This window comes from Streptomyces sp. NPDC016562 (genome assembly GCF_043076955.1).
Taxonomy (GTDB): domain Bacteria; phylum Actinomycetota; class Actinomycetes; order Streptomycetales; family Streptomycetaceae; genus Streptomyces.
Map to the genome: position 1 here is coordinate 1 of NZ_JBIBRZ010000007.1, position 22,559 is coordinate 22,559.

At 71.1% G+C, this 22,559-nt stretch carries 20 protein-coding genes and 1 riboswitch; of the genes, 16 read left to right on the forward strand and 4 right to left on the reverse strand.

Features of this window, described 5'->3' with window-relative positions; all coding sequences use genetic code 11:
- Window positions 1–280: 280 nt before the first annotated feature.
- Window positions 281–1,660 carry a cysteine desulfurase/sulfurtransferase TusA family protein gene (locus ACF059_RS25510; protein WP_392061232.1) on the reverse strand — a complete coding sequence of 460 codons (1,380 nt, stop codon included), beginning with the start codon at window positions 1,658–1,660 and terminating at the stop codon, window positions 281–283.
- A gap of 283 nt (window positions 1,661–1,943) precedes the next feature.
- Between ACF059_RS25510 and coxB the strand changes: the two genes are divergently transcribed.
- The 4 genes from coxB (at window position 1,944) to ACF059_RS25530 (ending at window position 6,415) form a co-directional block, all read left to right on the forward strand.
- A complete protein-coding gene (gene coxB / locus ACF059_RS25515) occupies window positions 1,944–2,918 on the forward strand; it encodes a cytochrome c oxidase subunit II (protein WP_360903095.1) in 975 nt (324 codons plus the stop codon).
- The gene (gene ctaD / locus ACF059_RS25520) at window positions 2,915–4,651 is read left to right on the forward strand and encodes a cytochrome c oxidase subunit I (protein ID WP_360903092.1); all 1,737 of its coding nucleotides are present in this window, start codon (window positions 2,915–2,917) and stop codon (window positions 4,649–4,651) included. Before coxB ends, ctaD begins: the two co-directional genes overlap by 4 nt.
- Window positions 4,648–5,046: a cytochrome c oxidase subunit 4 gene (locus ACF059_RS25525; protein ID WP_360903089.1), complete on the forward strand. Its 399-nt coding sequence runs from the start codon at window positions 4,648–4,650 to the stop codon at window positions 5,044–5,046. The genes ctaD and ACF059_RS25525 overlap by 4 nt, the downstream gene beginning before the upstream one ends.
- Before the next feature lie 124 nt (window positions 5,047–5,170).
- Window positions 5,171–6,415, forward strand: coding sequence for an Ig-like domain-containing protein (locus tag ACF059_RS25530; protein WP_392061237.1), 1,245 nt, complete (start codon window positions 5,171–5,173; stop codon window positions 6,413–6,415).
- Window positions 6,416–6,487: 72 nt separating this feature from the next.
- On the opposite strand, the gene ACF059_RS25535 is transcribed toward ACF059_RS25530, so the two are convergent.
- Complete coding sequence (locus ACF059_RS25535; protein WP_392061239.1) at window positions 6,488–6,892, reverse strand: hypothetical protein; 405 nt, start codon at window positions 6,890–6,892, stop codon at window positions 6,488–6,490.
- 200 nt (window positions 6,893–7,092) lie between these two features.
- Here ACF059_RS25535 and ACF059_RS25540 point away from each other — a divergent pair, with 200 nt between their 5' ends.
- The 6 genes from ACF059_RS25540 to ACF059_RS25565 all read left to right on the forward strand — a co-directional run bounded on the left by ACF059_RS25540 (window position 7,093) and on the right by ACF059_RS25565 (window position 14,371).
- Window positions 7,093–7,713, forward strand: coding sequence for a heme-copper oxidase subunit III (locus tag ACF059_RS25540; RefSeq protein WP_214949928.1), 621 nt, complete (start codon window positions 7,093–7,095; stop codon window positions 7,711–7,713).
- 76 nt (window positions 7,714–7,789) lie between these two features.
- A complete protein-coding gene (locus ACF059_RS25545) occupies window positions 7,790–8,599 on the forward strand; it encodes a c-type cytochrome (protein ID WP_360903080.1) in 810 nt (269 codons plus the stop codon).
- Window positions 8,596–9,654: a Rieske 2Fe-2S domain-containing protein gene (locus ACF059_RS25550; RefSeq protein WP_392061242.1), complete on the forward strand. Its 1,059-nt coding sequence runs from the start codon at window positions 8,596–8,598 to the stop codon at window positions 9,652–9,654. Before ACF059_RS25545 ends, ACF059_RS25550 begins: the two co-directional genes overlap by 4 nt.
- Complete coding sequence (locus tag ACF059_RS25555; RefSeq protein ID WP_366869100.1) at window positions 9,651–11,282, forward strand: cytochrome bc complex cytochrome b subunit; 1,632 nt, start codon at window positions 9,651–9,653, stop codon at window positions 11,280–11,282. Before ACF059_RS25550 ends, ACF059_RS25555 begins: the two co-directional genes overlap by 4 nt.
- A gap of 186 nt (window positions 11,283–11,468) precedes the next feature.
- Window positions 11,469–12,533: an anthranilate phosphoribosyltransferase gene (gene trpD / locus ACF059_RS25560; protein ID WP_392061245.1), complete on the forward strand. Its 1,065-nt coding sequence runs from the start codon at window positions 11,469–11,471 to the stop codon at window positions 12,531–12,533.
- Between the two features lie 95 nt (window positions 12,534–12,628).
- Window positions 12,629–12,745: riboswitch (SAM riboswitch) on the forward strand.
- A gap of 216 nt (window positions 12,746–12,961) precedes the next feature.
- On the forward strand, window positions 12,962–14,371 hold the full coding sequence (locus ACF059_RS25565) for an aminotransferase class V-fold PLP-dependent enzyme (protein ID WP_392061248.1): 1,410 nt from the start codon (window positions 12,962–12,964) through the stop codon (window positions 14,369–14,371).
- A gap of 410 nt (window positions 14,372–14,781) precedes the next feature.
- Here ACF059_RS25565 and ACF059_RS25570 read toward each other — a convergent pair whose 3' ends face one another.
- Window positions 14,782–15,063, reverse strand: coding sequence for an Lrp/AsnC family transcriptional regulator (locus tag ACF059_RS25570; RefSeq protein ID WP_008738815.1), 282 nt, complete (start codon window positions 15,061–15,063; stop codon window positions 14,782–14,784).
- Window positions 15,060–15,794, reverse strand: coding sequence for a rhomboid family intramembrane serine protease (locus ACF059_RS25575; protein WP_392061251.1), 735 nt, complete (start codon window positions 15,792–15,794; stop codon window positions 15,060–15,062). The genes ACF059_RS25570 and ACF059_RS25575 overlap by 4 nt, the downstream gene beginning before the upstream one ends.
- Window positions 15,795–15,919: 125 nt before the next feature.
- On the opposite strand from ACF059_RS25575, the gene ACF059_RS25580 reads away from it, so the two are divergent.
- The 6 genes from ACF059_RS25580 to ACF059_RS25605 all read left to right on the forward strand — a co-directional run bounded on the left by ACF059_RS25580 (window position 15,920) and on the right by ACF059_RS25605 (window position 22,490).
- Window positions 15,920–16,159: a hypothetical protein gene (locus ACF059_RS25580; RefSeq protein ID WP_030291802.1), complete on the forward strand. Its 240-nt coding sequence runs from the start codon at window positions 15,920–15,922 to the stop codon at window positions 16,157–16,159.
- Window positions 16,160–16,199: 40 nt separating this feature from the next.
- The gene (locus tag ACF059_RS25585; protein WP_361950387.1) at window positions 16,200–17,564 is read left to right on the forward strand and encodes an NYN domain-containing protein; all 1,365 of its coding nucleotides are present in this window, start codon (window positions 16,200–16,202) and stop codon (window positions 17,562–17,564) included.
- A 251-nt stretch (window positions 17,565–17,815) separates the two neighbouring features.
- The gene (locus tag ACF059_RS25590) at window positions 17,816–18,838 is read left to right on the forward strand and encodes an NlpC/P60 family protein (protein ID WP_392061254.1); all 1,023 of its coding nucleotides are present in this window, start codon (window positions 17,816–17,818) and stop codon (window positions 18,836–18,838) included.
- A 243-nt stretch (window positions 18,839–19,081) separates the two neighbouring features.
- Complete coding sequence (locus tag ACF059_RS25595; RefSeq protein WP_392061257.1) at window positions 19,082–20,137, forward strand: NlpC/P60 family protein; 1,056 nt, start codon at window positions 19,082–19,084, stop codon at window positions 20,135–20,137.
- A 30-nt stretch (window positions 20,138–20,167) separates the two neighbouring features.
- The gene (locus tag ACF059_RS25600) at window positions 20,168–21,313 is read left to right on the forward strand and encodes a hypothetical protein (RefSeq protein WP_392061260.1); all 1,146 of its coding nucleotides are present in this window, start codon (window positions 20,168–20,170) and stop codon (window positions 21,311–21,313) included.
- 34 nt (window positions 21,314–21,347) lie between these two features.
- Complete coding sequence (locus ACF059_RS25605) at window positions 21,348–22,490, forward strand: glycosyltransferase family 4 protein (RefSeq protein WP_392061263.1); 1,143 nt, start codon at window positions 21,348–21,350, stop codon at window positions 22,488–22,490.
- Window positions 22,491–22,559: the final 69 nt, after the last annotated feature.

The window sequence follows — 22,559 nt, forward strand, 5'->3', positions numbered from 1 at the left end:
GGCCGCGGCGGCGGGGCGCGCCGGCCCGGCCCCGCGCGCGCGGGGGCGGCGGCCGGGCGGCGGGGGGCGTTCTTTACGTTTTCCGCGGCGCCGCTGGGGGGGGGGGGGGGGGGGCCGGGCGCCCCCCCCCTGCCCGGCGGAGCCGGGTTTCCTGGGGCTCCGCCCCAGACCCCGCGCCTCAAACGCCGGCGAGGCTGGATTGGCCTGGCGGAGCCCGGGTGTGCCGGCGAGGCGGGATGTGCCCGGCGGAGCCGGTTGGGCCCGGGCCAGGCCGCACGTGTCAGAGGAGGCGGCGGACCGTGTAGGCCGTGCCGACCGCGCGGGGGGACTCGCCGAGGTACTCGTGCCCCCGCATCCCGCACCACGCCGGGATGTCCAGCCGCGCCACCTCGTCGTCGGAGACGACCGTGACGGTGCCGCCGACCGGGACCCGCTCGATCGCCGCGGCCAGTTCGATCACCGGCTGCGGGCACCGCAGCCCCAGCGCGTCGAGCTCCAGCGAGTCCGCCACCGGCGCCCCGGCCGCGCGCTGCGACACGCCGAGCCGCTCCCGTACGCCGGCCACCGCGCCCGGCAGCACCTCCAGGAACGCGTTGACCTCCTCCGCCGTGGTCCCCGGCGGCAGGGACACCCGCACGTTCCCCTCCGACAGCACGCCCATCGCCCGCAGCACGTGACTGGGGGTCAGCGTCGAGCTCGTGCACGAGGAACCCGAGGAGACCGAGTAGCCGGACCGGTCCAGCTCGTGCAGCAGGGCCTCGCCGTCGACGTACAGGCAGGAGAAGGTGACCAGGTGCGGCAGCCGCCGCTCCGGATCGCCGACCACCTCCACGTCGGGGACCAGCCGCACCACCCGCCGCCGGATGCGGTCCACCAGCACCCGCAGCCGGGCCGCCTCCGCGTCCGCCTCGGCCCGTACGGCGCGCAGGGACGCCGCCGCCGCCACGATCGCGGGGAGGTTCGCGAAGCCGGGGGAGCGGCCCGACTCCCGTTCGTCCGCGGGGCCTTGGGGGGAGAAGCGGACGCCCTTGCGGACCGCGAGCAGACCGACCCCGGGCGGGCCGCCCCATTTGTGCGCACTCGCGGCCAGGACGGACCAGGCCCCTTCCACCGGACCCCATCCGAGCGACTGCGCCGCGTCCACCAGCAGCGGCACCCCGGCCGCCCCGCAGACCTCGGCCACCTCCGCCACCGGCTGGACCGTGCCCACCTCGTGGTTGGCCGACTGGAGGCAGGCCAGGGCGGTCGCCGGGCCCAGCGCGTCCGCGTATCCGGCGGCCTCCACCGCGCCCCACCGGTCCACCGGGACCTCGCTCACCGTCCCGCCGCCCGCCGCGTGCACGTCCGCCGCGTGGAGTACAGAACTGTGTTCGACCGCGGACACGACCAGATGGTTCCCCACGCGCCGGCGGCCCGCGAGCACCCCGGCGACCCCCGCGTGAACCGCGTGCGTCCCCGAAGGAGTGAACACGAGCTCGTCGGGGCGGCATCCCACCGCCTCCGCGGCGGCCTCCCGGGCCGCGTCCAGCAGCATCCGGGCGCGCCTGCCCTCCCGGTACAGGCGGGCCGGATCGGCCCAGCCCTCGTCCAGGGAGGCCTGCAACGCCTGCCGGGCCACGGGGTGCAGGGGAGCGGCGGACGCGCTGTCGAAGTACGGCATCCGGTCACGCTAACCGGCGCCCGGCCGCGTTCGAGGTCAGGGGGCGTCAGAAGGGCTCCGGAGCCCACCATTCAGGGCCATTCGCCCCGTCCCCCGGACGGCGGATCCATCCCTTCGGGGGCAGTAGCGGCGCGTTGGGCACCCTCCCCGCGCGACCCCAAATAGCGTCCAGTAGGGTTTGGTCCGCATAAACATCCAAACCCCTGCCTGCGTCAGGGCCGGCGACCGACCCGAACACGGCCGCGGCCGGCCGCGCGGGCCGAGACTCTCGGGAAGGCGCTACGTGAGTCCCTACGGCTCCGACCGCTCGCCGCGGCGCCCGATGCGGCGGAAGCTGCTGCAGGCGCTGACTGCGGGCGTGGTCCTGGCGACCGCCACAGGTTGCTCGTATACATGGAAAGACTTCCCCCGCCTCGGAATGCCGACTCCGGTAACCGAGGAGGCGCCGCGCATCCTCTCCCTGTGGCAGGGATCATGGGCGGCCGCGCTCATCACGGGCATCCTGGTGTGGGGCCTGATCATGTGGAGCGTCACCTTCCACCGGCGCAGCCGGACGAAGGTGGAGGTCCCCCCGCAGACCCGGTACAACATGCCCATCGAGGCGCTCTACACCGTGGTCCCGCTCATCATCGTCTCGGTGCTCTTCTACTTCACCGCGCGTGACGAGTCGAAGCTGCTCTCCCTCTCCGCGAAGCCGACGCACACGATCAACGTGATCGGCTTCCAGTGGAGCTGGGGCTTCAACTACGTCGAGAACGTCGACGGCGACGCGGCGACCCCGAAGAAGGGCGAGGTTCCCAAGGAACTCTCCGCCATCCCGGACCGCTTCACCAAGGACTTCCCGGCGGGCGCCGAAGGCGTCTACCAGAAGGGCGTCCCCGGCGACCGGAACCCGGACACGAACAACCCCGGGCCGACCCTGGTCCTGCCCAAGGGTGAGAAGGTCCGCTTCATCCTGTCGTCGAACGACGTCATCCACTCCTTCTGGGTGGTGCCCTTCCTGTTCAAGCAGGACGTCATCCCGGGCCACACCAACGTCTTCGAGGTCACCCCGACCGAAGAGGGCACCTTCATGGGCAAGTGCGCCGAGCTCTGCGGTGTCGACCACTCCCGGATGCTCTTCAACGTCAAGGTGGTCTCGCCCGAGGAGTACCGGGCGCACCTGAAGGAGCTGGCGGAGAAGGGGCAGACCGGCTACCTCCCGGCCGGCATCAAGCAGACCGACCCGGCCCGGAATGCGGAGACGAACAAACTGTGAGCATCCTCAACGAATCCCAGGGTGCCGCCGCAGCTGACTCGTACGAGAACGAGCTGCCGGTACGGCGCAAGCAGCCGGGCAACGTGGTCGTGAAGTGGATGACCACGACCGACCACAAGACCATCGGCACGATGTACCTGGTCACGTCGTTCGTGTTCTTCCTCATCGGCGGTCTCCTGGCGCTCTTCATGCGCGCCGAGCTGGCCCGTCCGGGTACGCAGATCATGTCGAACGAGCAGTTCAACCAGGCGTTCACGATGCACGGCACGATCATGCTGCTGATGTTCGCGACGCCGCTGTTCGCCGGATTCGCGAACTGGATCATGCCGCTGCAGATCGGCGCGCCCGACGTGGCGTTCCCGCGGCTGAACATGTTCGCGTACTGGCTCTACCTCTTCGGCTCGACCATCGCCGTGGCCGGCTTCGTCACCCCCCAGGGTGCCGCCGACTTCGGCTGGTTCGCCTACACCCCGCTGTCGGACGCGGTCCGCTCGCCGGGCATCGGCGCCGACATGTGGATCATGGGTCTGGCCTTCTCCGGCTTCGGCACGATCCTCGGCTCGGTCAACTTCATCACCACGATCATCTGCATGCGCGCTCCCGGCATGACGATGTTCCGCATGCCGATCTTCACCTGGAACGTCCTGCTGACCGGTGTCCTGGTCCTGCTGGCCTTCCCGGTGCTGGCCGCCGCGCTGTTCGTGCTGGAGGCGGACCGCAAGTTCGGTGCGCACGTCTTCGATCCGGCGAACGGAGGCGCGTTGCTGTGGCAACACCTCTTCTGGTTCTTCGGACACCCAGAGGTGTACATCATCGCGCTGCCGTTCTTCGGCATCGTCTCCGAGGTCATCCCGGTCTTCTCCCGTAAGCCGATGTTCGGCTACATCGGTCTGATCGCCGCGACGATCGCGATCGCCGGCCTCTCGGTGACCGTGTGGGCCCACCACATGTACGTCACCGGCGGTGTGCTGCTGCCGTTCTTCTCCTTCATGACCTTCCTGATCGCGGTACCGACCGGTGTGAAGTTCTTCAACTGGATCGGCACCATGTGGAAGGGCTCGCTGTCCTTCGAGACCCCGATGCTGTGGACGATCGGCTTCCTGGTCACCTTCACCTTCGGTGGTCTGACCGGCGTCATCCTGGCCTCGCCCCCGATGGACTTCCACGTCTCCGACTCGTACTTCGTCGTCGCGCACTTCCACTACGTCGTCTTCGGCACCGTGGTCTTCGCGATGTTCGCGGGCTTCCACTTCTGGTGGCCGAAGTTCACGGGCAAGATGCTGGACGAGCGCCTGGGCAAGATCACCTTCTGGACGCTGTTCATCGGCTTCCACGGCACCTTCCTGGTGCAGCACTGGCTGGGCGCCGAGGGCATGCCGCGTCGTTACGCGGACTACCTCGCCGCCGACGGCTTCACCGCGCTGAACACGGTGTCGACGATCAGCTCGTTCCTGCTGGGCCTGTCGCTGCTGCCGTTCATGTACAACGTCTGGAAGACGGCCAAGTACGGCGAGAAGGTCGAGGTCGACGACCCGTGGGGTTACGGCCGTTCGCTGGAGTGGGCGACCTCCTGCCCGCCGCCGCGGCACAACTTCCTCACGCTCCCGCGGATCCGTTCCGAATCCCCGGCGTTCGACCTGCACCACCCGGAGATCGCGGCCCTCGACCACCTCGAGGACCACGTCGCCGGCGGGACCAAGGCCCTCACCGGCGACAAGGAGGCCGGCAAGTGAAGATCCAGGGCAAGATGTTCCTCTGGCTCTCCTTCTTCATCCTGATCATGGCCGTCGTGTACGGCGTGTGGTCGAAGGAGCCCGTCGGAACCACCGCGCTCTTCCTGGCCTTCGGCCTGAGCGTCATGATCGGCTACTACCTGGCCTTCACGGCCAAGCGTGTCGACGAGATGGCCCAGGACAACCTGGAGGCCGACGTCGCCGACGAGGCGGGCGAGCTGGGGTTCTTCTCCCCGCACAGCTGGCAGCCGCTCTCGCTGGCGATCGGTGGCGCGCTCGCCTTCATGGGCGTCGTCTTCGGCTGGTGGCTCATGTACTTCTCGGCCCCGATCCTCGTGATCGGCCTGTGGGGCTGGGTGTACGAGTACTACCGCGGTGAGAACGCGAACCAGTAGCAGCACCAGCGCGGCGGCGCCGCGCCGGACCCGGGGCCCGGACACCTCTTTCGGAGGAGTCCGGGCCCCTCGTTTGCAGTCACCCCGCGCGCCGTAATTGTCATACTTTCATAGCGTTGGCTCCATGAAGCACTCACCGCGTCTTTGGACGGTACTCAGCTGCTCCCTGCTGGTCGCGTCCCTCGGGGCCGGCGCCACCGCCTGCGGGTCCGGCGACAACCCGCTGTCCGCCCGCCCGTACGACGCGGGCGATCAGGTCGCCTTCAACCAGACCTCCGGCAGCCGCCCCGTCGATCCCAACCGGCCCCTGGAGGTCACCCTCAAGGGCGGCGACAGCCGCATCACCGACGTGACGGCCGTGGACACCCACGGCCGCCGTCTGGCGGGCGAACTGAGCGCCAAGGGCGACCGCTGGCACAGCACGGTCCCGATGGCCGCAGGCGTCCGCTACACGGTCACCGTGAGCACCGAGGACGAAAAGGGAGCCCCGGGGCAGCGGACCCTCACGTTCGACACCACCCCCGCCAAGGGGGTCCTGAAGGTCGAATTCGGCCCCGACGAGGGCAAGTACGGCGTCGGACAGCCCCTCACGGCCGAACTCAGCGAGCCCGTCAAGGACAAGGCCGCCCGCGCGGTCGTCGAACGCGGCCTGATCGTCGACACCCCGCCCGGCGTCGAGGGCGCCTGGCACTGGGTCGACGACAAGAAGCTGCACTTCAGGCCCAAGGAGTACTGGCCCGCCCACTCCACCGTCTCCGCACGGAGCAACCTGGAGGGCATCAAGATCACCGACGAGCTCCACGGCTCCGCCTCCAAGCCGCTGAAGCTGGAGATCGGGGACCGGGTCGAGGCCATCACCGACGCCTCGTCGCACTACATGACGTTCAAGCGCAACGGAGAAGTGATCAACACCATTCCGGTGACCACCGGCAAGCCCGGCTTCTCCACCCGCAACGGCGTCAAGGTGGTGCTCGGCAAGCAGTACTTCGTCCAGATGCGCGGCGACACCGTCGGCATCGGCGGCAGCGAGAACTACGACCTGCCCGTCTACTACGCCACCCGCGTCACCTGGAGTGGTGAATACGTCCACGCCGCGCCGTGGTCCGTCGGCTCCCAGGGCTACGCCAACGTCAGCCACGGCTGCACCGGCATGAGCACCGGCAACGCGGCCTGGTTCTTCGAGAACATCACCGAGGGCGACATCGTCAAGGTCGTCAACAGCATCGGCGACGACATGGACACCTTCGGCAACGGCTTCGGCGACTGGAACATGGACTGGAAGGACTGGCGCCAGGGCAGCGCCCTGCTCAAGGGCACCCAGGAGGGCCGCAGCCCGGTCGACCAGGCCCGCCTGAGGCCCACCGTCTGAGAAGGGGCGCCGCCCGGCGCCGGGAAGCCCCTGTGGGGCCCACGGGACGCCGTGGGCCCCACAGGCGCACCGTCAGGCGGCCGAGGAGGCCAGGCGGGAGCGCAGGAGCGCCGCCAGGGCCTCCGGGAACTCCACCGGGTCCACCGGAAGGGTCACGGCGGCGTCGGCGCGGCTCCACGTGGCCAGCCAGGCGTCCTGCGGGCGCCCCATCAGCAGCAGCACCGGGGGACACCGGAAGATCTCGTCCTTGACCTGCCGGCACACGCCCATGCCCCCGGCCGGAACGGCCTCGCCGTCCAGCACGCACACGTCGATCCCGCCGGCGTCCAGCTCCGACAGGACCGCCGGCAGCGTCGCGCACTCCACGAACTCCACCGGCGGCAGGTCCGCGGCCGGCCTGCGTCCGGCCGCCAGCCGCACCTGCTCCCGGGTGCCCGCGTCGTCGCTGTAGACCAGAACCCGCGCAGTCGCCCGCATTTCGTTCCTCCACGTGTCCCGTGAATCACGTTGATGTTGCGCGGGATGCTACTCCTCCCGGTGCGCTGTCAACATCGGTTCGCACATGTCGCACGAGACGCCGCCACGGGGTCATCTGATGGGCCGTTCGGGCCTTGCACACGCCCCGGACACTCCGAACGGCACCCCCCGGGGTGAGGGCGGGATAAGCGACCGACATAATGTCGGTCGTGGCGACAGCAACGACAGTAGATACCGGGCACGCGCACCCGACGGTCAACCGGCCGAACCTCGTCAGCGTCGGAACCATCATCTGGTTGAGTTCCGAGCTGATGTTCTTCGCGGCCCTCTTCGCGATGTACTTCACCCTGCGATCCGTGACAGGCGCCGAGTACTGGAAGGAACAGGCTGATTTCCTGAACCTTCCCTTCTCGGCGACGAACACGACGATCCTGGTGCTCTCCTCGCTCACCTGCCAGCTCGGCGTCTTCGCCGCCGAGCGCGGTGACGTGAAGAAGCTCCGGACGTGGTTCATCATCACGTTCGTCATGGGTGCGATCTTCATTGGCGGCCAGGTGTTCGAGTACACCGAGCTGGTCAAGCACGAGGGCCTGAGCCTCTCGTCCGGTCCGTACGGCTCGGTGTTCTACCTGACCACCGGCTTCCACGGTCTGCACGTGACGGGCGGTCTCATCGCCTTCCTGCTGGTCCTCGGCCGGACGTACGCGGCCAAGAGGTTCACCCACGAACAGGCCACGTCGGCCATCGTCGTGTCCTACTACTGGCACTTCGTCGATGTCGTCTGGATCGGCCTCTTCGCCACGATCTACCTGATCAAGTAGCGAACACGTCACCGGGCCCGACCCGGCACTCCATCCAGACACACCGACGCAGAAGATCCTGACACCGGGGTAATCCGTGAAAAAGCTCTCCGCACGACGACGCCATCCGCTGGCGGCGGTCGTCGTTCTACTCCTCGCGCTGGCGGCCACTGGGGGGCTTTACGCCGCCTTCGCCCCCGCGGGCAAGGCGCAGGCCGATGAAACCGCCCAGTCCCTCGCCATCGAGGAGGGCAAGAAGCTCTACGCCGTGGGCTGTGCAACCTGCCACGGAACCGGCGGTCAGGGTTCCACTGACGGCCCGAGCCTGGTCGGCGTCGGCTCCGCGGCCGTCGACTTCCAGGTGAGCACGGGCCGTATGCCCGCCCAGCAGCCCGGCGCCCAGGTGCCGAAGAAGCCCAACATCTACACCCAGGCGCAGATCGACCAGCTGGCCGCGTACATCGCGTCCCTCGGTGCCGGTCCGATCACGCCGACCGAGAAGCAGTACGACCCCAAGGGCGCCGACATCGCCAAGGGTGGTGAGCTGTTCCGCAACAACTGCGCGCAGTGTCACAACTTCACCGGTGAGGGTGGCGCGCTGACGAACGGCAAGTACGCCCCCAACCTGGAAGGCGTCGACCCGAAGCACATCTACGAGGCCATGCAGACCGGCCCGCAGAACATGCCCTCCTTCCCCGACAGCACCATGCCGGAGAAGCAGAAGAAGGACATCATCGCGTACCTCCAGAACGTGAACGGCGAGAAGTCGACCAGCCCCGGCGGCCTGAAGCTCGGTGGCCTCGGCCCCGTCTCCGAAGGTCTGTTCGGCTGGATCTTCGCTCTGGGTGCGCTGATCGCTGTCGCCGTCTGGGTCGCGGCCCACACCGCTAAGGCCAAGAAGTCATGAGTAGCCAAGAGATTCCCGAAGAGAAGCACCTGCCGAGCGAGCAGGGCGACGCGCACCACGGTGCCGTAGCGGTCGCGGACGACCCGTTCGCCGACCCGGGCCTGCCGGTCCACAAGCCGCGCATCCAGGACATCGACGAGCGTGCGGCGAAGCGTTCCGAGCGCACCGTCGCGCTGCTGTTCACGCTGTCCATGCTGGCCACGATCGGTTTCATCGCCGCCTACGTGACCATCCCGGTCGATGAGATCGTCTACATCTTCCCCATCGGGAAGATCAGCGCGCTCAACTTCGCCCTGGGCATGACGCTGGGCACGGCCCTCTTCTGCATCGGCGCGGGCGCGGTCCACTGGGCCCGCACCCTGATGTCCGACGTCGAGGTCGCCGACGAGCGCCACGAGATCGCCGCTTCGCCGGAGGTCAAGGCCAAGGTCCTGCAGGACTTCGCCGACGGTGCGAACGAGTCCGGCATCGGCCGCCGTCCCCTGATCCGCAACACGATGCTGGGCGCGCTGGCCATGCTGCCGCTCTCCGCCCTCGTGATCATGCGCGACCTGGGCCCGCTGCCCGAGGACAAGCTCCGCAAGACCCTGTGGTCCAAGGGCAAGCTGCTCATCAACCAGAACACGATGGAGCCGCTGCGTCCCGAGGACGTCCTCGTCGGTTCGCTGACCTTCGCCATGCCGGAAGGCCTGGAGGAGGAGCAGCACGACTTCCAGGTGCAGATCGCCAAGGCCGCCCTGATGATCGTCCGCATCAAGCCGGAGGACATCAAGGACAAGCAGGAGCTGGAGTGGTCCCACGACGGGATCGTGGCCTACTCCAAGATCTGCACCCACGTCGGCTGCCCGATCAGCCTGTACGAGCAGCAGACGCACCACGTGCTCTGCCCGTGCCACCAGTCCACTTTCGACCTCTCCGACGGCGCCCGTGTCATCTTCGGCCCGGCCGGTCACGCCCTCCCGCAGCTGCGGATCGGTGTGAATGACGAAGGCTTCCTCGAAGCGCTCGGCGACTTCGAAGAGCCCGTCGGTCCTGCATTCTGGGAGCGCGGATGAGCACTGCGACCACTGACACGAAGGCGCGCAAAGCGCCTGCCGGCGAGCGCGTAGCGGACTGGGCGGACGGCCGCCTGGGCATCTACAGCCTGGCCAAGTCCAACATGCGCAAGATCTTCCCGGACCACTGGTCCTTCATGCTGGGTGAGATCTGCCTCTACAGCTTCATCATCATCATCCTCACGGGTGTGTACCTGACGCTGTTCTTCCACCCGAGCATGAACGAGGTCGTGTACCACGGCTCGTACGTGCCCATGCAGGGCGTCATGATGTCCGAGGCCTTCGCCTCGACGCTGGACATCAGCTTCGACGTCCGCGGCGGCCTGCTGATCCGTCAGATCCACCACTGGGCGGCGCTGATCTTCGTCGCGGCCATGGTCGTGCACATGATGCGCGTCTTCTTCACCGGCGCGTTCCGCAAGCCGCGTGAGGTCAACTGGCTGTTCGGCTTCCTCCTGCTGGTCCTCGGCATGTTCACCGGCTTCACCGGTTACTCGCTGCCGGACGACCTGCTCTCGGGTACCGGTGTCCGCTTCATGCAGGGCGCCATCCTGTCCGTCCCGGTCGTCGGCACGTACCTGTCGATGTTCCTGTTCGGCGGGGAGTTCCCGGGCGGCGACTTCGTCGCGCGGTTCTACTCGGTGCACATCCTGCTGCTGCCCGGCATCATGATGGGCCTGCTGGTGGCCCACCTGATCCTGGTCTTCTACCACAAGCACACCCAGTACGCCGGTCCCGGCAAGACGAACAACAACGTCGTCGGCATGCCGCTGCTGCCGGTCTACATGGCCAAGGCCGGAGGCTTCTTCTTCCTGGTCTTCGGTGTCATCGCGGCCGTCGCGGCGATCGCCTCGATCAACCCGATCTGGGCGCTCGGCCCGTACCGCCCGGACCACGTGTCCACCGGTGCGCAGCCCGACTGGTACATGGGTATGCCGGAAGGCCTGATCCGAGCCATGCCCGGCTGGGAGATCAACCTGTGGGGCCACACGCTCGTCCTGGGCGTGTTCATCCCGCTGGTGCTCTTCCCGCTGGTCCTCGGCGCGATCGCCGTCTGGCCGTTCATCGAGTCCTGGGTCACCGGGGACAAGCGCGAGCACCACATCCTGGACCGCCCGCGCAACGTCCCGACCCGTACGGCCTTCGGTGTCGCCTGGATCGCGGAGTACATCGTGCTCCTGATCGGCGGTGGAAACGACATGTTCGCGCAGTACTTCCACCTCTCGATCAACTCGATCACCTGGTTCGTCCGGATCGGCTTCTTCGTCGTACCGGTCCTCGCCTTCATCGTCACCAAGCGGATCTGCCTCGGCCTCCAGCGCCGGGACCGGGACAAGGTGCTGCACGGTCGCGAGACCGGCATCATCAAGCGCCTGCCGCACGGTGAGTTCGTCGAGGTCCACGAGCCGCTCCCGCAGGGCCAGCTGCACACCCTCACCTCGCACGAGCAGTACGCGCCGGTCGAGATCGGCCCGACGGTCGACGAGAACGGTGTCGAGCGCAAGGTGAAGGCCACGGAGAAGCTGCGCGCGAAGCTCAGCAAGGGCTTCTACGCGGAGAACAACCAGATTCCGAAGCCCACGGTGGAGGAGTACAAGGAGATCCAGAGCGGCCACGGCCACCACTGATCCCCCGCACCACCGCTTGAGGGACTGATTTCGGCCAGTCCTGGTGTCGCCACGGTGAGAGCCCCGTCCAGTGTCTGGACGGGGCTCTTTGCCGTCCTGCGGCGCTGGATAGGCTGAAGCCCTTCGCATTCGACGTGGCGGCGGCACGGCAGCGGCCCACCAGCCCACTAGCAGCAGGAGCGGACCATGAACCTGGTGACCCCGGCAGGCGGCGACAGCGTGGCGGCCCGCGGGTGGCCGGGCGTGCTGGACGCCCTGCTGACCGGTCAGGACCTGCGCGCCGAGGACACCGCCTGGGCCATGGACCGGATCATGCGCGGGGAGGCCACCGACGCCCAGATCGCCGGCTTCGTGGTCGCGCTGCGGGCAAAGGGGGAGACCGTCGCGGAGATCAACGGCCTCGTCCACGCCATGTACGCCCACGCCAACCTGATCGAGGTGCCGGGCCGGACGGTCGACATCGTCGGCACGGGCGGCGACGGGGCCAAGACGGTGAACATCTCGACGATGTCGGCGGTCGTGGTGGCCGGTACGGGCGCCAAGGTGGTCAAGCACGGGAACCGGGCCGCGTCCTCCGCGAGCGGCTCCTCCGACGTCCTGGAAAAGCTCGGCGTCAACCTCAACCTCAGCACGCAGCGGGTCGTGGAGGTGGCCGAGGAGGCCGGCATCACCTTCTGCTTCGCGGTGAAGTTCCACCCGGCGCTGCGGCACGTGGCGGGGGCGCGCAGGGAACTGGGCATCCGCACCACCTTCAACATCCTCGGCCCGCTGACCAATCCGGCCCGGGTACGGTCCCAGGCGACGGGCGTCGCCGACCCCCGGATGGCCCCCATCGTGGCGGGCGTCCTCGCCGAGCGGGGCTCCTCCGCGCTGGTCTTCCGCGGCGACGACGGCCTGGACGAGCTGACCACGACGTCGACCTCGCGCGTCTGGTGGGTGCGCGACGGCGAGGTCGTGGAGCGGTCCTTCGACCCGCGCGACGTCGGCATCCCGCTCGTCGACGTCTCCGCCCTGGCCGGCGGCGACCCCTCGTACAACGCGGACGTCGCCCGCCGCCTGCTGGCGGGGGAGCCCGGGCCGGTCCGCGAGGCGGTGCTGCTCAACGCGGCGGCGGCGCTGGTGGCCCTGGACCCCGGCACCGGCACGCTGGAGGAGCAGATCGCCGCGGGCATCACCCGTGCGGCGGAGTCGATCGACTCCGGTGCGGCGCGGGCCGCGCTGGAGCGCTGGGTGGCCGCCAGCAACGCCTAGGGTCGCCCCCGCGGCCCCGATTCCAGCCACGGCCCCGGTCCGCCATGCGGACCGGGGTCTTGCGCGCGGGGGATCGTGTGGCAGGATGCAGATCAGGTCACGAGTGACAGCGTTTAGGCCCCGGCTTGCTGTCCGGCAACCCTCCTTCCGTGGCGGGGTGCCCCGGGTGATGACCAGGTCGTAGGCAGCAAGGCCTACGGCAAGCGCGGATCCCTCGACACCAGGGGTCCTGGTCTTCTCGAGGAGCTTTTTCCGTGAGCAAGCGAATGCGATAGGGCGGCTCCGCCCCTTCTTCCACCCTCGGATCAGGGACGCTTCCGCGTACCCCCGCGCTCCGAGGACCTCCCCGTACCCCGGACGGCCGCAGCGCCGTACCCGCGTACGGGCGCACCGAAGCCATTCAGCCCTGCCTGCCGGGAGATACCGCCATGTCCGCAACCCTGAACGCCACCGCCACCGCCACCGCCGGTTCCGCCGCCCCCGTCGACCCCGCCTGTGCCGAGCCCCTCGCGGTCCTCGGCCGGGACGTCACCGTCCCGCTCGTCACCGGCGGCGAGGTCACCTACGCGGCCCTCGACTACGCGGCCAGCGCCCCCGCGCTCCAGCGGGTCTGGGACGACGTGGCCGCGTACGCCCCGTACTACGGCAGCGTGCACCGCGGCGCCGGGTACCTCTCGCAGCTCTCCACCGACCTCTTCGAGCAGAGCCGGGTCACGGTCGCGGAGTTCCTCGACTGCCGCCCCTGCGACCAGGTGGTCTTCACCCGGTCCACGACCGACTCGCTGAACCTGCTCGCCGCCGTACTCCCGGCCGGCTGCCAGGTGTTCGTCTTCGAGACCGAGCACCACGCCTCGCTCCTGCCGTGGGCGGACGCGGAGGTCACCTACCTCAACGCCCCCCGCACCCCGGACGAGGCGGTCGCCACCCTGGAGCGTGCCCTGGCCGACCGCACGGCATCGGCCGAAGGGGGCTACGGCCCGGCGCTGGTCTGCGTCACCGGCGCGTCCAACGTCACCGGCGAGCTGTGGCCCGTGAAGGAACTCGCCGCCGCCGCGCACGCCCACGGCGCGCGGATCGTCCTGGACGCCGCCCAACTCGCCCCGCACCACCCGGTCTCCGTGCAGGACCTGGACGTCGACTGGGTCGCCTTCTCCGGGCACAAGCTCTACGCCCCCTTCGGCTCGGGCGTCCTCGCCGGCCGCGCGGACTGGCTCCAGGAGGCCGAGCCCTACCTGGCCGGCGGCGGCGCCTCCCGCACGGTGGCCCGGCGCGAGGACGGCGGCGTCGACGTCGAGTGGCACACCACGGCGGCCCGGCACGAGGCCGGCTCCCCGAACGTGATCGGCGTCTACTCCATCGCCTCCGCCTGCCGGGCCCTGACCGAGGCCGGCTTCGAGAGCCTCGTGGCCCGCGAGCAGCACCTCATCGCCAAGGTCCGCGAAGGCCTGGCGCAGGTCCCGGCCGTGCGGGTCCTGTCCCTCTTCGGGGACGACGCGCCGCGGGTCGGCGTCATCTCCTTCGTGGTGGACGGCTGGAACAGCTCGCACTTCGCCGCGGCCCTGTCCGCCGAGTACGGGATCGGCGTGCGCGACGGCCTGTTCTGCGCCCACCCGCTGGTCCGCACCCTGCTGGGCAGCGAACCGCAGGCCCAGGGCGAATGCGGGGCCCCCGAGGCGGCCCCCGGCGAGCGGTCCCTCAACGCCATCCGCGTCAGCTTCGGCGCGGGCACCCCGGACGAGCACGTGGACCGCTTCGTCCGCGCGGTCAGGGAACTGGTCGAGAACGGTGCCCAGTGGCAGTACCGCACCCAGGAGGGCCGCTGCGTCCCGGCGGTGTGACGTCTCCCCTGCGGGGTCGCTCGACGGGTTGGCTCCGCCGGGCCGCTCCGCCAGTTCGGCGGTGAAGGGGTGGGGCGGCGCCCCGCACGAGGGTCTCCTCGGCTCGCGCCTGCGGCCTCGGTCCAGTTGTGCGGCCCGGGTTGCGCGCTCGTCCTGCGGGGACCCTCCTGCGTGTCCCCGCCCCACGGCCCGGCTTCGGCAGCGGGTGCCGGGGCGGGGGGGAGTGGGGACGTGGCGGGGTGTCCCCGCAGGACGAGCGCGCAACCACCCTTGACAGCCGCGACGGGCCCGCAGGCGCGAGCCGAGGAGACACCCCGGCGCGGCCCCACGGACCGACCCCGCCGACCAGGCCGCCGGTGCCGGCCCGGACGTTACCGAGCCGCCCGCAGGGCAACCCGCCAAAGCCAGCGCTACGCGTCGAGGCCGATCGCGAAGGCCGCTTCCAGGTCGTGCTGGGAGTACGTGCGGAACGCCACGTGCGTGTCCGTCGCCTCGACGCCCGGGATCTTGCTGATGCGGCCGGGGATGATGTCCGCCAGATTCTCGTGGCGGGCCACACGGACCAGGGCGATCAGGTCGTACGTACCGGTGACGGAGTAGACCTCGCTGACGCTGTCCAGCGCGGCGATGGACTCGGCGATCTCGGGGATGCGGTCCACGCTGGTCTTGATGAGCACGATCGCGGTGATCACGGCTGGCTGTCTCCCTCGGTGGCCGTCGCTGGTCTCATCACTCTAGTCGTACGCCGATAGCGCGCCCACGCGTAGAGGAAGCCCAGCGAGAAGCCCACCAGGTGGGCCAGGTAGGCGACTCCCGGCCCGCTGCCCGCCCGGTGCGCGGCCACCCCCTGGAGGGCGAACCAGAACAGCAGCACGAGCCACGCCGGGAAGCGCAGCGGCAGGAAGAAGAGGAAGGGGAACAGGCTCGTCACCCGCGCCCGGGGCAGCAGGTAGAGGAAGGCGCCCAGGACGGCCGAGATGGCCCCGGACGCCCCCACGAGGGTCTGTGAGGAGCCCGCGTTGGCCGCCGCGTAGGCCGCCAGGGCCACGTACCCCGTGCAGACGTAGAAGACGAGGAACGCCGGGCGTCCCATCCGCTCCTCCGTCATCGCGCCGAAGACGTGCAGGAAGAGCATGTTGCCGAGCAGGTGCAGCCAGCTGCCGTGGACGAACAGCGCGGTCAGCGGCGTCAGCCAGGCGCGCGGGGTGCCCGTGAAGAGCTCCGCCGGGACCACGCCCCAGCGCCGGAAGTATGCGGCCCCGGCGGCCAGCAGCTCCTCGCCCGTCCCGTAGGACGGGTTCAGCCCCGAGGCCGGCCCCAGGACGAACACCACTCCGCAGCCGGCGATCAGCGCATGGGTCACCACCGCTCCCCGGGCAGCCTCGCGTACGGCGCGCCACCTTACGATCATGTGACAGAGCATGACGCAACGGGACCCACCTGAGGCGGTGCCAGGCCGTAGGGTTACGAGCTGCGGTCGCAGGCGCACGCAGAGGGCCCCGCGGACGGCTTTAATTGAATCAGCTACGAAGAAGAGAGAGCGGCCTGATGACGGTTCCCCTTCCGACCGACACCACCCGGTGGCGCTGCACCCTGTGCGGCAACCTCACGCGTTTCGACGTCACCCGTTCGTCGAAGGTCGTCGAGTACGTCCACCTGGACCTGGCCGGGGAGCCGAAGGTCGAGGAACGCGAGGTGGTCAATGAGACCATCGAGTCGGTCCGCTGCCGCTGGTGCAACGCGGTGGACCAGATCGAGCTGGTGGACAGGCCGGGCACGGACTCCTGACGGAGCCCGGCCCGCACGTAGATCACGGTAGGGGTGACGGATTGTGGAGCCAGCAAGCGGCGCTGAACCGGCCGGTGCGGCCGGCGACGCCGCCGAGGCGCTCGACCGCCCGCTGCCGGAAGGCGTGCGGCGCCGGGTCGTCGCGCTCGTCTCGGACGCCTTCGGCGGGCTGACGGTCGCGGACCTCCCGGCGCAGCTGCGCCAGTACGCCCGCTTCACCCCCACCCGGCGCGCCAAGTTCGCGGGCAACGCCATGGCCACGGCGGTCGAGACCGACGCCGTGTTCCGCGGCAGGGTCGCCGAGAAGCTGCGCGAGACGCAGGCCGACCTGGCCGGGGCGCTGGAGTCCGGCGCGCCGCCCGCCGCCGCCGATCCGCTGGACGTGGCGGCCGCCGCCTTCGTGCTGCGGCCGGCCGGCTGGGTCAAGCTGGTGGCCGCCGCGGGCGAGGAGGCGCAGCGCGCGGACGCCGAGCGGGTCGGCGAGGAGACCCGGCGCGAGCTGGAGCGCCTGCGCGAGGAGCTGGCCCACGTACGGGAACTGCAGCGCACGGGCGGTGAGCAGGTCCGGGCCGAGCTGGACGAGGCCCGCAAGGAAGCGGAATCGCTTCAGCGCAAACTGCGCAGCGCCCTCAGCGACGTCAAGCGCGGCGAGGCCGCCCTGCGCAAGATGACGGCCGAGATCGACGGGATCCGCAGTGACGCGGCCACCCGGGTCGCCGCCGCCGAGAGCGAGACGCGGCGGCTCAAGTCCCGCCTCGCGGAGGTGGAGACGGCGCTGGAGAGCTCGCGCCGGGCCACCCGCGAGGGGCGCAGCATCGAGGACATGCGGCTGCGGCTGCTGCTGGACACCGTGCTCGACGCGGCCCAGGGGCTGCGCCGCGAGCTGGCCCTGCCGCCCGTCTCCACCCGTCCCGCGGACACCGTGGAGGCCGTGGAGCCGGGCCGTATGACTCCGAAGGACATCGCGGCGCGCGCCCTGTCGGAGACCGATCCGGCGCTGCTGGACCAGCTGTTGGCGCTGCCCCAGGCGCATCTGGTGGTCGACGGCTACAACGTGACCAAGACCGGCTATCCGACGATGCCGCTGGAGAAGCAGCGGCTGCGGCTGCTGGGCGGGCTGTCGATGCTGGCCGCGCAGACGGGCGCGGAGATGACCTGTGTCTTCGACGGCGCGGAACTGGCGGCCCCGGTCCTGCTCGCGCCGCCGCGCGGGGTGCGGGTGCTGTTCTCCAAGGCCGGGGTGACGGCGGACGAGCTGATCCGCCAGCTGGTGCGGGCGGAGCCGCCCGGCCGGCCGGTGGTCGTGGTCTCCACGGACCGGGAGGTCGCCGACGGGGTGGCCAAGGCGGGGGCGCGGCCCGTGGCGTCCGCTTTGCTCCTGAAGCGGCTTTCGCGCGTTTCGTAACTCCCCGCCTGAATGCCGGAATTGACCCGCACCGCAGTGGACGTACCGTCAAGTGCCCAGCACAGAGCGTGGGCTGTAGGTAAAGAACCTGGTCGGGGAGCGAGTTTTTTCCCGACAGGATTTGAACTGATCACAGCCGGGTCACTAGGGTCTGCTCAAACCTTCGTGCGGTAGATCACCCATTCGGGGTGGCGGCGGAGGTGCTGCCGAGTTGCGTCTTCGGCGGCTCGAGGAAGAAGGAGCTCGCCTTCGTGGCGTCCCACCGTCGACCCAAGCAGCCGACCCGTGCTCGTGTGACCGTCCTGACCGTCACCGCGGCCGCGGCCGTCGCGCTCTCCTCCCAGGGTGCCTCCGCCGCGCCGGCCAAGCCGAGCAAGGACGAGGTCAAGTCCCAGGTCGACGCGCTCTACGCCGAGGCGGAGCAGGCCACCGAGAAGTTCAACGGGGCCAAGGAGCGTCAGGAGGAGCTCGAAAAGGAGATCGGGCAGCTCCAGGACCAGGTGGCGCGCGGCCAGGGCGACCTCAACGACCTGCGCAGCACCATCGGTTCGATGGCCAGCGCCCAGTACCGCAACGGCGGCATCGACCCCTCCCTCGCCCTCCTCCTCTCCGAGGACCCCGACGGCTACCTCGACAAGGCCTCCTCGCTGGAGCACCTGAGCGCCAAGCAGATCGAGGCGGTCCAGCGGATCCAGGCCAAGCAGCGCACCCTCGCGCAGCAGCGCCAGGAGGCCGCCGGCAAGCTCGCCGACCTCGACGCCACCCGCAAGGAGCTCGGCGAGAAGAAGAAGATCTCGACGGACAAGCTCGCCGAGGCCCAGGCCCTCCTCAACACGCTGACCGCGCAGGAGCGCGCGCAGCTCAAGGAGGACGCGAAGAAGGAGGGCGGCACGGCCTCCGAGCAGGCCGCCCTGAGCAACGTCAAGGGCTCCGGCCGGGCCGCGGACGCGCTGCGCGCCGCCGTGACCAAGAACGGCTCGGCCTACGTCCGCGGCGCCACCGGCCCGAACGCCTTCGACTGCTCCGGCCTCACCCAGTGGGCCTACCGCCAGGCGGGGGTCTCCATCGGCCGCACCACCTGGGACCAGGTGAAGGAGGGCCCGAAGATCAGCCTCAGCGAACTCCAGCCCGGCGACCTGGTCTTCTACTCCAACCTCCAGCACGTCGGCCTGTACGCGGGCAACGGCAAGGTCTTCCACGCCGCCAACCCGACCTCCGGAGTCCTCTACGGCTCCCTCAGTGGGTTCGCGTACGGGGTCCGCGTCGCCGGCTGACGCCGGAGCCCCGCCCGGGGTGGCGCGCCGTACACCGCCCATCCGGGCGAATTGCGAGGCCGCGATCTGACCACACGCCCCGCCGGTGACCTGCGTCTCCGGCGGGGCGTCACTGTGCGTGCCCTCCGACGGTCGTTGGTCGGGGTGTGGCCGTCCCGCTACTGTCTGCCAGCGCGGAACCCGGCACACGGCCGTCCACGGGGGGCGGACCCGGGCCGCACCTGCGGAAGGGAGCGGTTTCACGTGGCGTCCCATCGCCGGTCCGGGCTCGGCGGCCTCGACCGGAACACGAAGGTCACCGTCCTCACCGCCGCCGCGGCCACCGCCGCGGTCGCCATGACGGGCTCACCCGCCGGGGCGGCCCCCGGCCTCCCGTACGAACCCGGCGGCGGCGCGAGATCCGGCGTCAGCGCCCAGGTCGACCGGCTCTTCGAGGAGGCCGAGCAGGCCACCGAACGCTTCAACGAGGCGGGCGAGAAGGCCGAGAAGCTCCGCGTGGAGGTCAACCGGGCCCAGGACGCGGTGGCCCGCGGCCAGGAGCGCATCAACACCATGCGGGGCGTCCTCGGCACCTTCGCCGGCGCCCAGTACCGCAGCGGCGGCATCGACCCCGCCGTCGGCCTGATGCTCGCCGAGGACCCCGACGCGTACCTGGAACAGGCCGCCGCCCTGGAGCGGCTGACCGGCCGCCAGGCCCGGCAGCTGGACGACCTGCGCGAGGAACAGCGCCGGCTCGGCCAGGAGCGCCAGGAAGCCTCCCGCAAGCTCGCCGAACTGGACGCCCTGCGCTCCGACGTGGCCCGGCACAAGCGCTCCGTCACCGCCAAGCTCGCGGCCGCCCAGCGGCTGCTCAACTCCATGCCGTCCCAGGAGCGGGCCGACTTCGAGCGTTCCTCGCGCTCCGCCGGCCGCGCCGACGCGCTGCCCGCCCTGCCCTCCCTCGGCCCCTCCTCGGGCCGCGCCGCGACCGCCGTGATGGCGGCCCGGGCGGCGGTCGGCCGCCCCTACGTGTGGGGCTCCACCGGCCCCTCCGGCTTCGACTGCTCCGGGCTGATGGTGTGGTCGTACCGGCAGGCGGGCGTCTCGCTGCCGCGCACCTCCCAGGCCCAGCGCTACGCCGGCCGGCAGGTGCCACTGTCCCAGGCGCGCCCGGGCGACCTGGTGACGTACCGCGCGGACGCCAGCCACGTCGGCATGTACGTGGGCAACGGCCAGGTGGTCCACGCCCCCTACCCGGGGGCCCGGGTGCGCTACGACCCCGTCGGGATGATGCCCGTCTCGTCGGTGACCCGCCCCTGACCTCCACCGGTCCGTGCGTACGATCGGCTGATGCTCCCGGCCCACCGTCTCGTACGCGCCCTGCCGCTCCTGCTGTGCGTGCTGCTCACCGGGTGCGCCGCGCGGCCGGCCGACACCGCCGGGCCGGACGTCCGCCGGGCCGTGGCCGACTGGTCGCGGACCCCGCCCGCCGCGCTCTCCGGCCTGCCGCTCGACGACTGGGCGTACGAGGTCACCTCGGTGCGGCGCGACGGCGTACGGGCCCTCGTACGGGCGCGGCTGCGCTACCGGCTGGCCGGCTACGACACGGCCCCCGGCGGCTCCGAGCGGGAGCTCGCGCTCGAACGCGACGGCGGCGGGAGCGACGGGGGCGGGGGAGCCTGGAGCGTGCGCTCCGACCGGCCCGCCCCCGACGCGCTGCCCGAGCTGTGGGACCAGGGGCCGGTGTCGGTGGTCCGCGGTGCGCACAGCCTGGTCCTCGGCGGCTCGGGCCAGTCCCGTGAGGCCCTGGAGGCGATCGCGGCCGAGGCCGACCGGGCGGTGCCCGCCGCGAGCGCGGCCTGGCCCCGGCCCTGGGCGGGGCGGGTGGTCGTCCTGGTCCCCGCGTCGCTGGACCGGATGGCGCAGCTGCTGGGCCGGCCCGCGGACGCCTACCGGGGCATGGGCGCGGTGACCACCGGCCGGGTGGGCGCCGGGCCGGGCCCCGCGGACCGGGTGGTGATCAACCCGGAGGGGTACGCCGAACTGGGCGGGGACGGCCGGCGGATCATCCTGACCCACGAGGTCACCCATGTGGCCACGCGGGCCGCGACCTCCGCCCTGACCCCGCTGTGGCTCTCCGAGGGCTTCGCGGACTGGGCGGCGTACCGCGGCACCTCCACCACGCCCGCCCAGGGCGCCCCGGAGCTGGCCCGGGCCGTACGGCGGGGCGAGGTGCCGGGGGAGCTGCCCCGGGCGGAGGACTTCGCCTTCGGCGGCGACCCGCAGGCGCTGGCCCGGTCCTACGAGGGCGCGTGGCTGGCCTGCCGGCTGATCGCCGAGCGGTGGGGCGAGGCGGCGCTCGTGGGCCTGTACGAGAGGGCGGCCAAGGAGCCGCTCGCGACGGCGCTCCCACAGAGCGTGGGGGTGGACCCGGCCGGGCTGACCAAGGACTGGCGGGAGGCCCTGCGCGAGGAGCTGGGCCAGGGGCTCCGCTGAAGGGTGCGGGGGCGCTTCCGGTACGTTGGCAGCGATGCACAAGACGCTGATCGTGACCAACGACTTCCCGCCGCGCCCCGGCGGCATCCAGGCCTTCCTGCACAACATGGCGCTGCGGCTGGACCCCGACCGGGTCGTCGTCTACGCCTCCACGTGGAAGCACGGTGCGGAAGGCCGCGAGGCCACCGCGGCCTTCGACGCGGAGCAGCCCTTCCCGGTCGTCCGCGACCGCACGACGATGCTGCTGCCGACCCCGCGCGTGACGCGGCGGGCCGTGGGCCTGCTGCGCGAACACGGCTGCGAGTCGGTGTGGTTCGGGGCGGCGGCCCCCCTCGGACTGATGGGCCCGGCGCTGCGGCGGGCGGGTGCGCAGCGGCTGGTCGCCACCACGCACGGGCACGAGGCGGGCTGGGCCCAGCTGCCGGCCGCGCGCCAGCTCCTGCGCCGCATCGGCGAGGGCACCGACACGCTGACCTACCTGGGCGAGTACACGCGCTCGCGGATCGCCTCGGCGGTGACGGAGCGGGCGGCGGCGCGGATGGTGCAGCTCCCGCCGGGGGTGGACGAGAAGACCTTCCACCCGGGCTCGGGCGGCGACGAGGTGCGGGCACGGCTCGGGCTGACCGACCGCCCGGTGGTGGTCTGCGTCTCGCGCCTGGTCCCCCGCAAGGGGCAGGACACGCTGATCGAGGCGATGCCGCGGATCCTGGCGGCGGTGCCCGACGCGGTGCTGCTGATCGTGGGCGGCGGCCCGTACGAGGCGGACCTGCGGGCGCTGGCCGTCTCGACCGGGGTCGCGGACTCGGTGGTCTTCACGGGAGCGGTCCCGTGGTCCGAACTCCCCGCCCACTACGGGGCGGGCGACGTCTTCGCGATGCCGTGCCGGACCCGGCGCGGCGGGCTGGACGTGGAGGGCCTGGGCATCGTCTACCTGGAAGCCTCCGCGACGGGCCTGCCGGTGGTCGCGGGCGACTCGGGCGGTGCGCCGGACGCGGTGCTGGACGGCGAGACGGGCTGGGTCGTCCGCGGCGGAGCCCCGGACGACGCGGCGGAGCGGATCGTCGCCCTGCTCCAGGACCCGGACCTGCGCGCCCGCATGGGCGCGGCCGGGCGCGCGTGGGTCGAGGAGAAGTGGCGCTGGGACCTGCTGGCCGACCGGCTGCGCGAGCTGCTGTAAAGGGTGCGGCGCCGGTGCCCCGGGGGGGGCCCCGGCCCCCGCGCCCCCCCACTCCAAGCCCCCGGAGAG

What these genes read in the sequence shown, in the direction of transcription:
- ACF059_RS25580 (WP_030291802.1), top strand. Translation starts at nt 15,920, where the DNA reads ATGACGGTTCCCCTTCCGACCGACACCACCCGGTGGCGCTGCACCCTG.
- ACF059_RS25600 (WP_392061260.1), top strand. Translation starts at nt 20,168, where the DNA reads ATGCTCCCGGCCCACCGTCTCGTACGCGCCCTGCCGCTCCTGCTGTGC.
- ACF059_RS25535 (WP_392061239.1), bottom strand. Translation starts at nt 6,892, where the DNA reads ATGCGGGCGACTGCGCGGGTTCTGGTCTACAGCGACGACGCGGGCACC.
- ACF059_RS25530 (WP_392061237.1), top strand. Translation starts at nt 5,171, where the DNA reads ATGAAGCACTCACCGCGTCTTTGGACGGTACTCAGCTGCTCCCTGCTG.
- ACF059_RS25575 (WP_392061251.1), bottom strand. Translation starts at nt 15,794, where the DNA reads ATGCTCTGTCACATGATCGTAAGGTGGCGCGCCGTACGCGAGGCTGCC.
- ACF059_RS25540 (WP_214949928.1), top strand. Translation starts at nt 7,093, where the DNA reads ATGTCGGTCGTGGCGACAGCAACGACAGTAGATACCGGGCACGCGCAC.
- trpD (WP_392061245.1), top strand. Translation starts at nt 11,469, where the DNA reads ATGAACCTGGTGACCCCGGCAGGCGGCGACAGCGTGGCGGCCCGCGGG.
- ACF059_RS25565 (WP_392061248.1), top strand. Translation starts at nt 12,962, where the DNA reads ATGTCCGCAACCCTGAACGCCACCGCCACCGCCACCGCCGGTTCCGCC.
- ACF059_RS25510 (WP_392061232.1), bottom strand. Translation starts at nt 1,660, where the DNA reads ATGCCGTACTTCGACAGCGCGTCCGCCGCTCCCCTGCACCCCGTGGCC.
- ACF059_RS25555 (WP_366869100.1), top strand. Translation starts at nt 9,651, where the DNA reads ATGAGCACTGCGACCACTGACACGAAGGCGCGCAAAGCGCCTGCCGGC.
- ACF059_RS25550 (WP_392061242.1), top strand. Translation starts at nt 8,596, where the DNA reads ATGAGTAGCCAAGAGATTCCCGAAGAGAAGCACCTGCCGAGCGAGCAG.
- ACF059_RS25605 (WP_392061263.1), top strand. Translation starts at nt 21,348, where the DNA reads ATGCACAAGACGCTGATCGTGACCAACGACTTCCCGCCGCGCCCCGGC.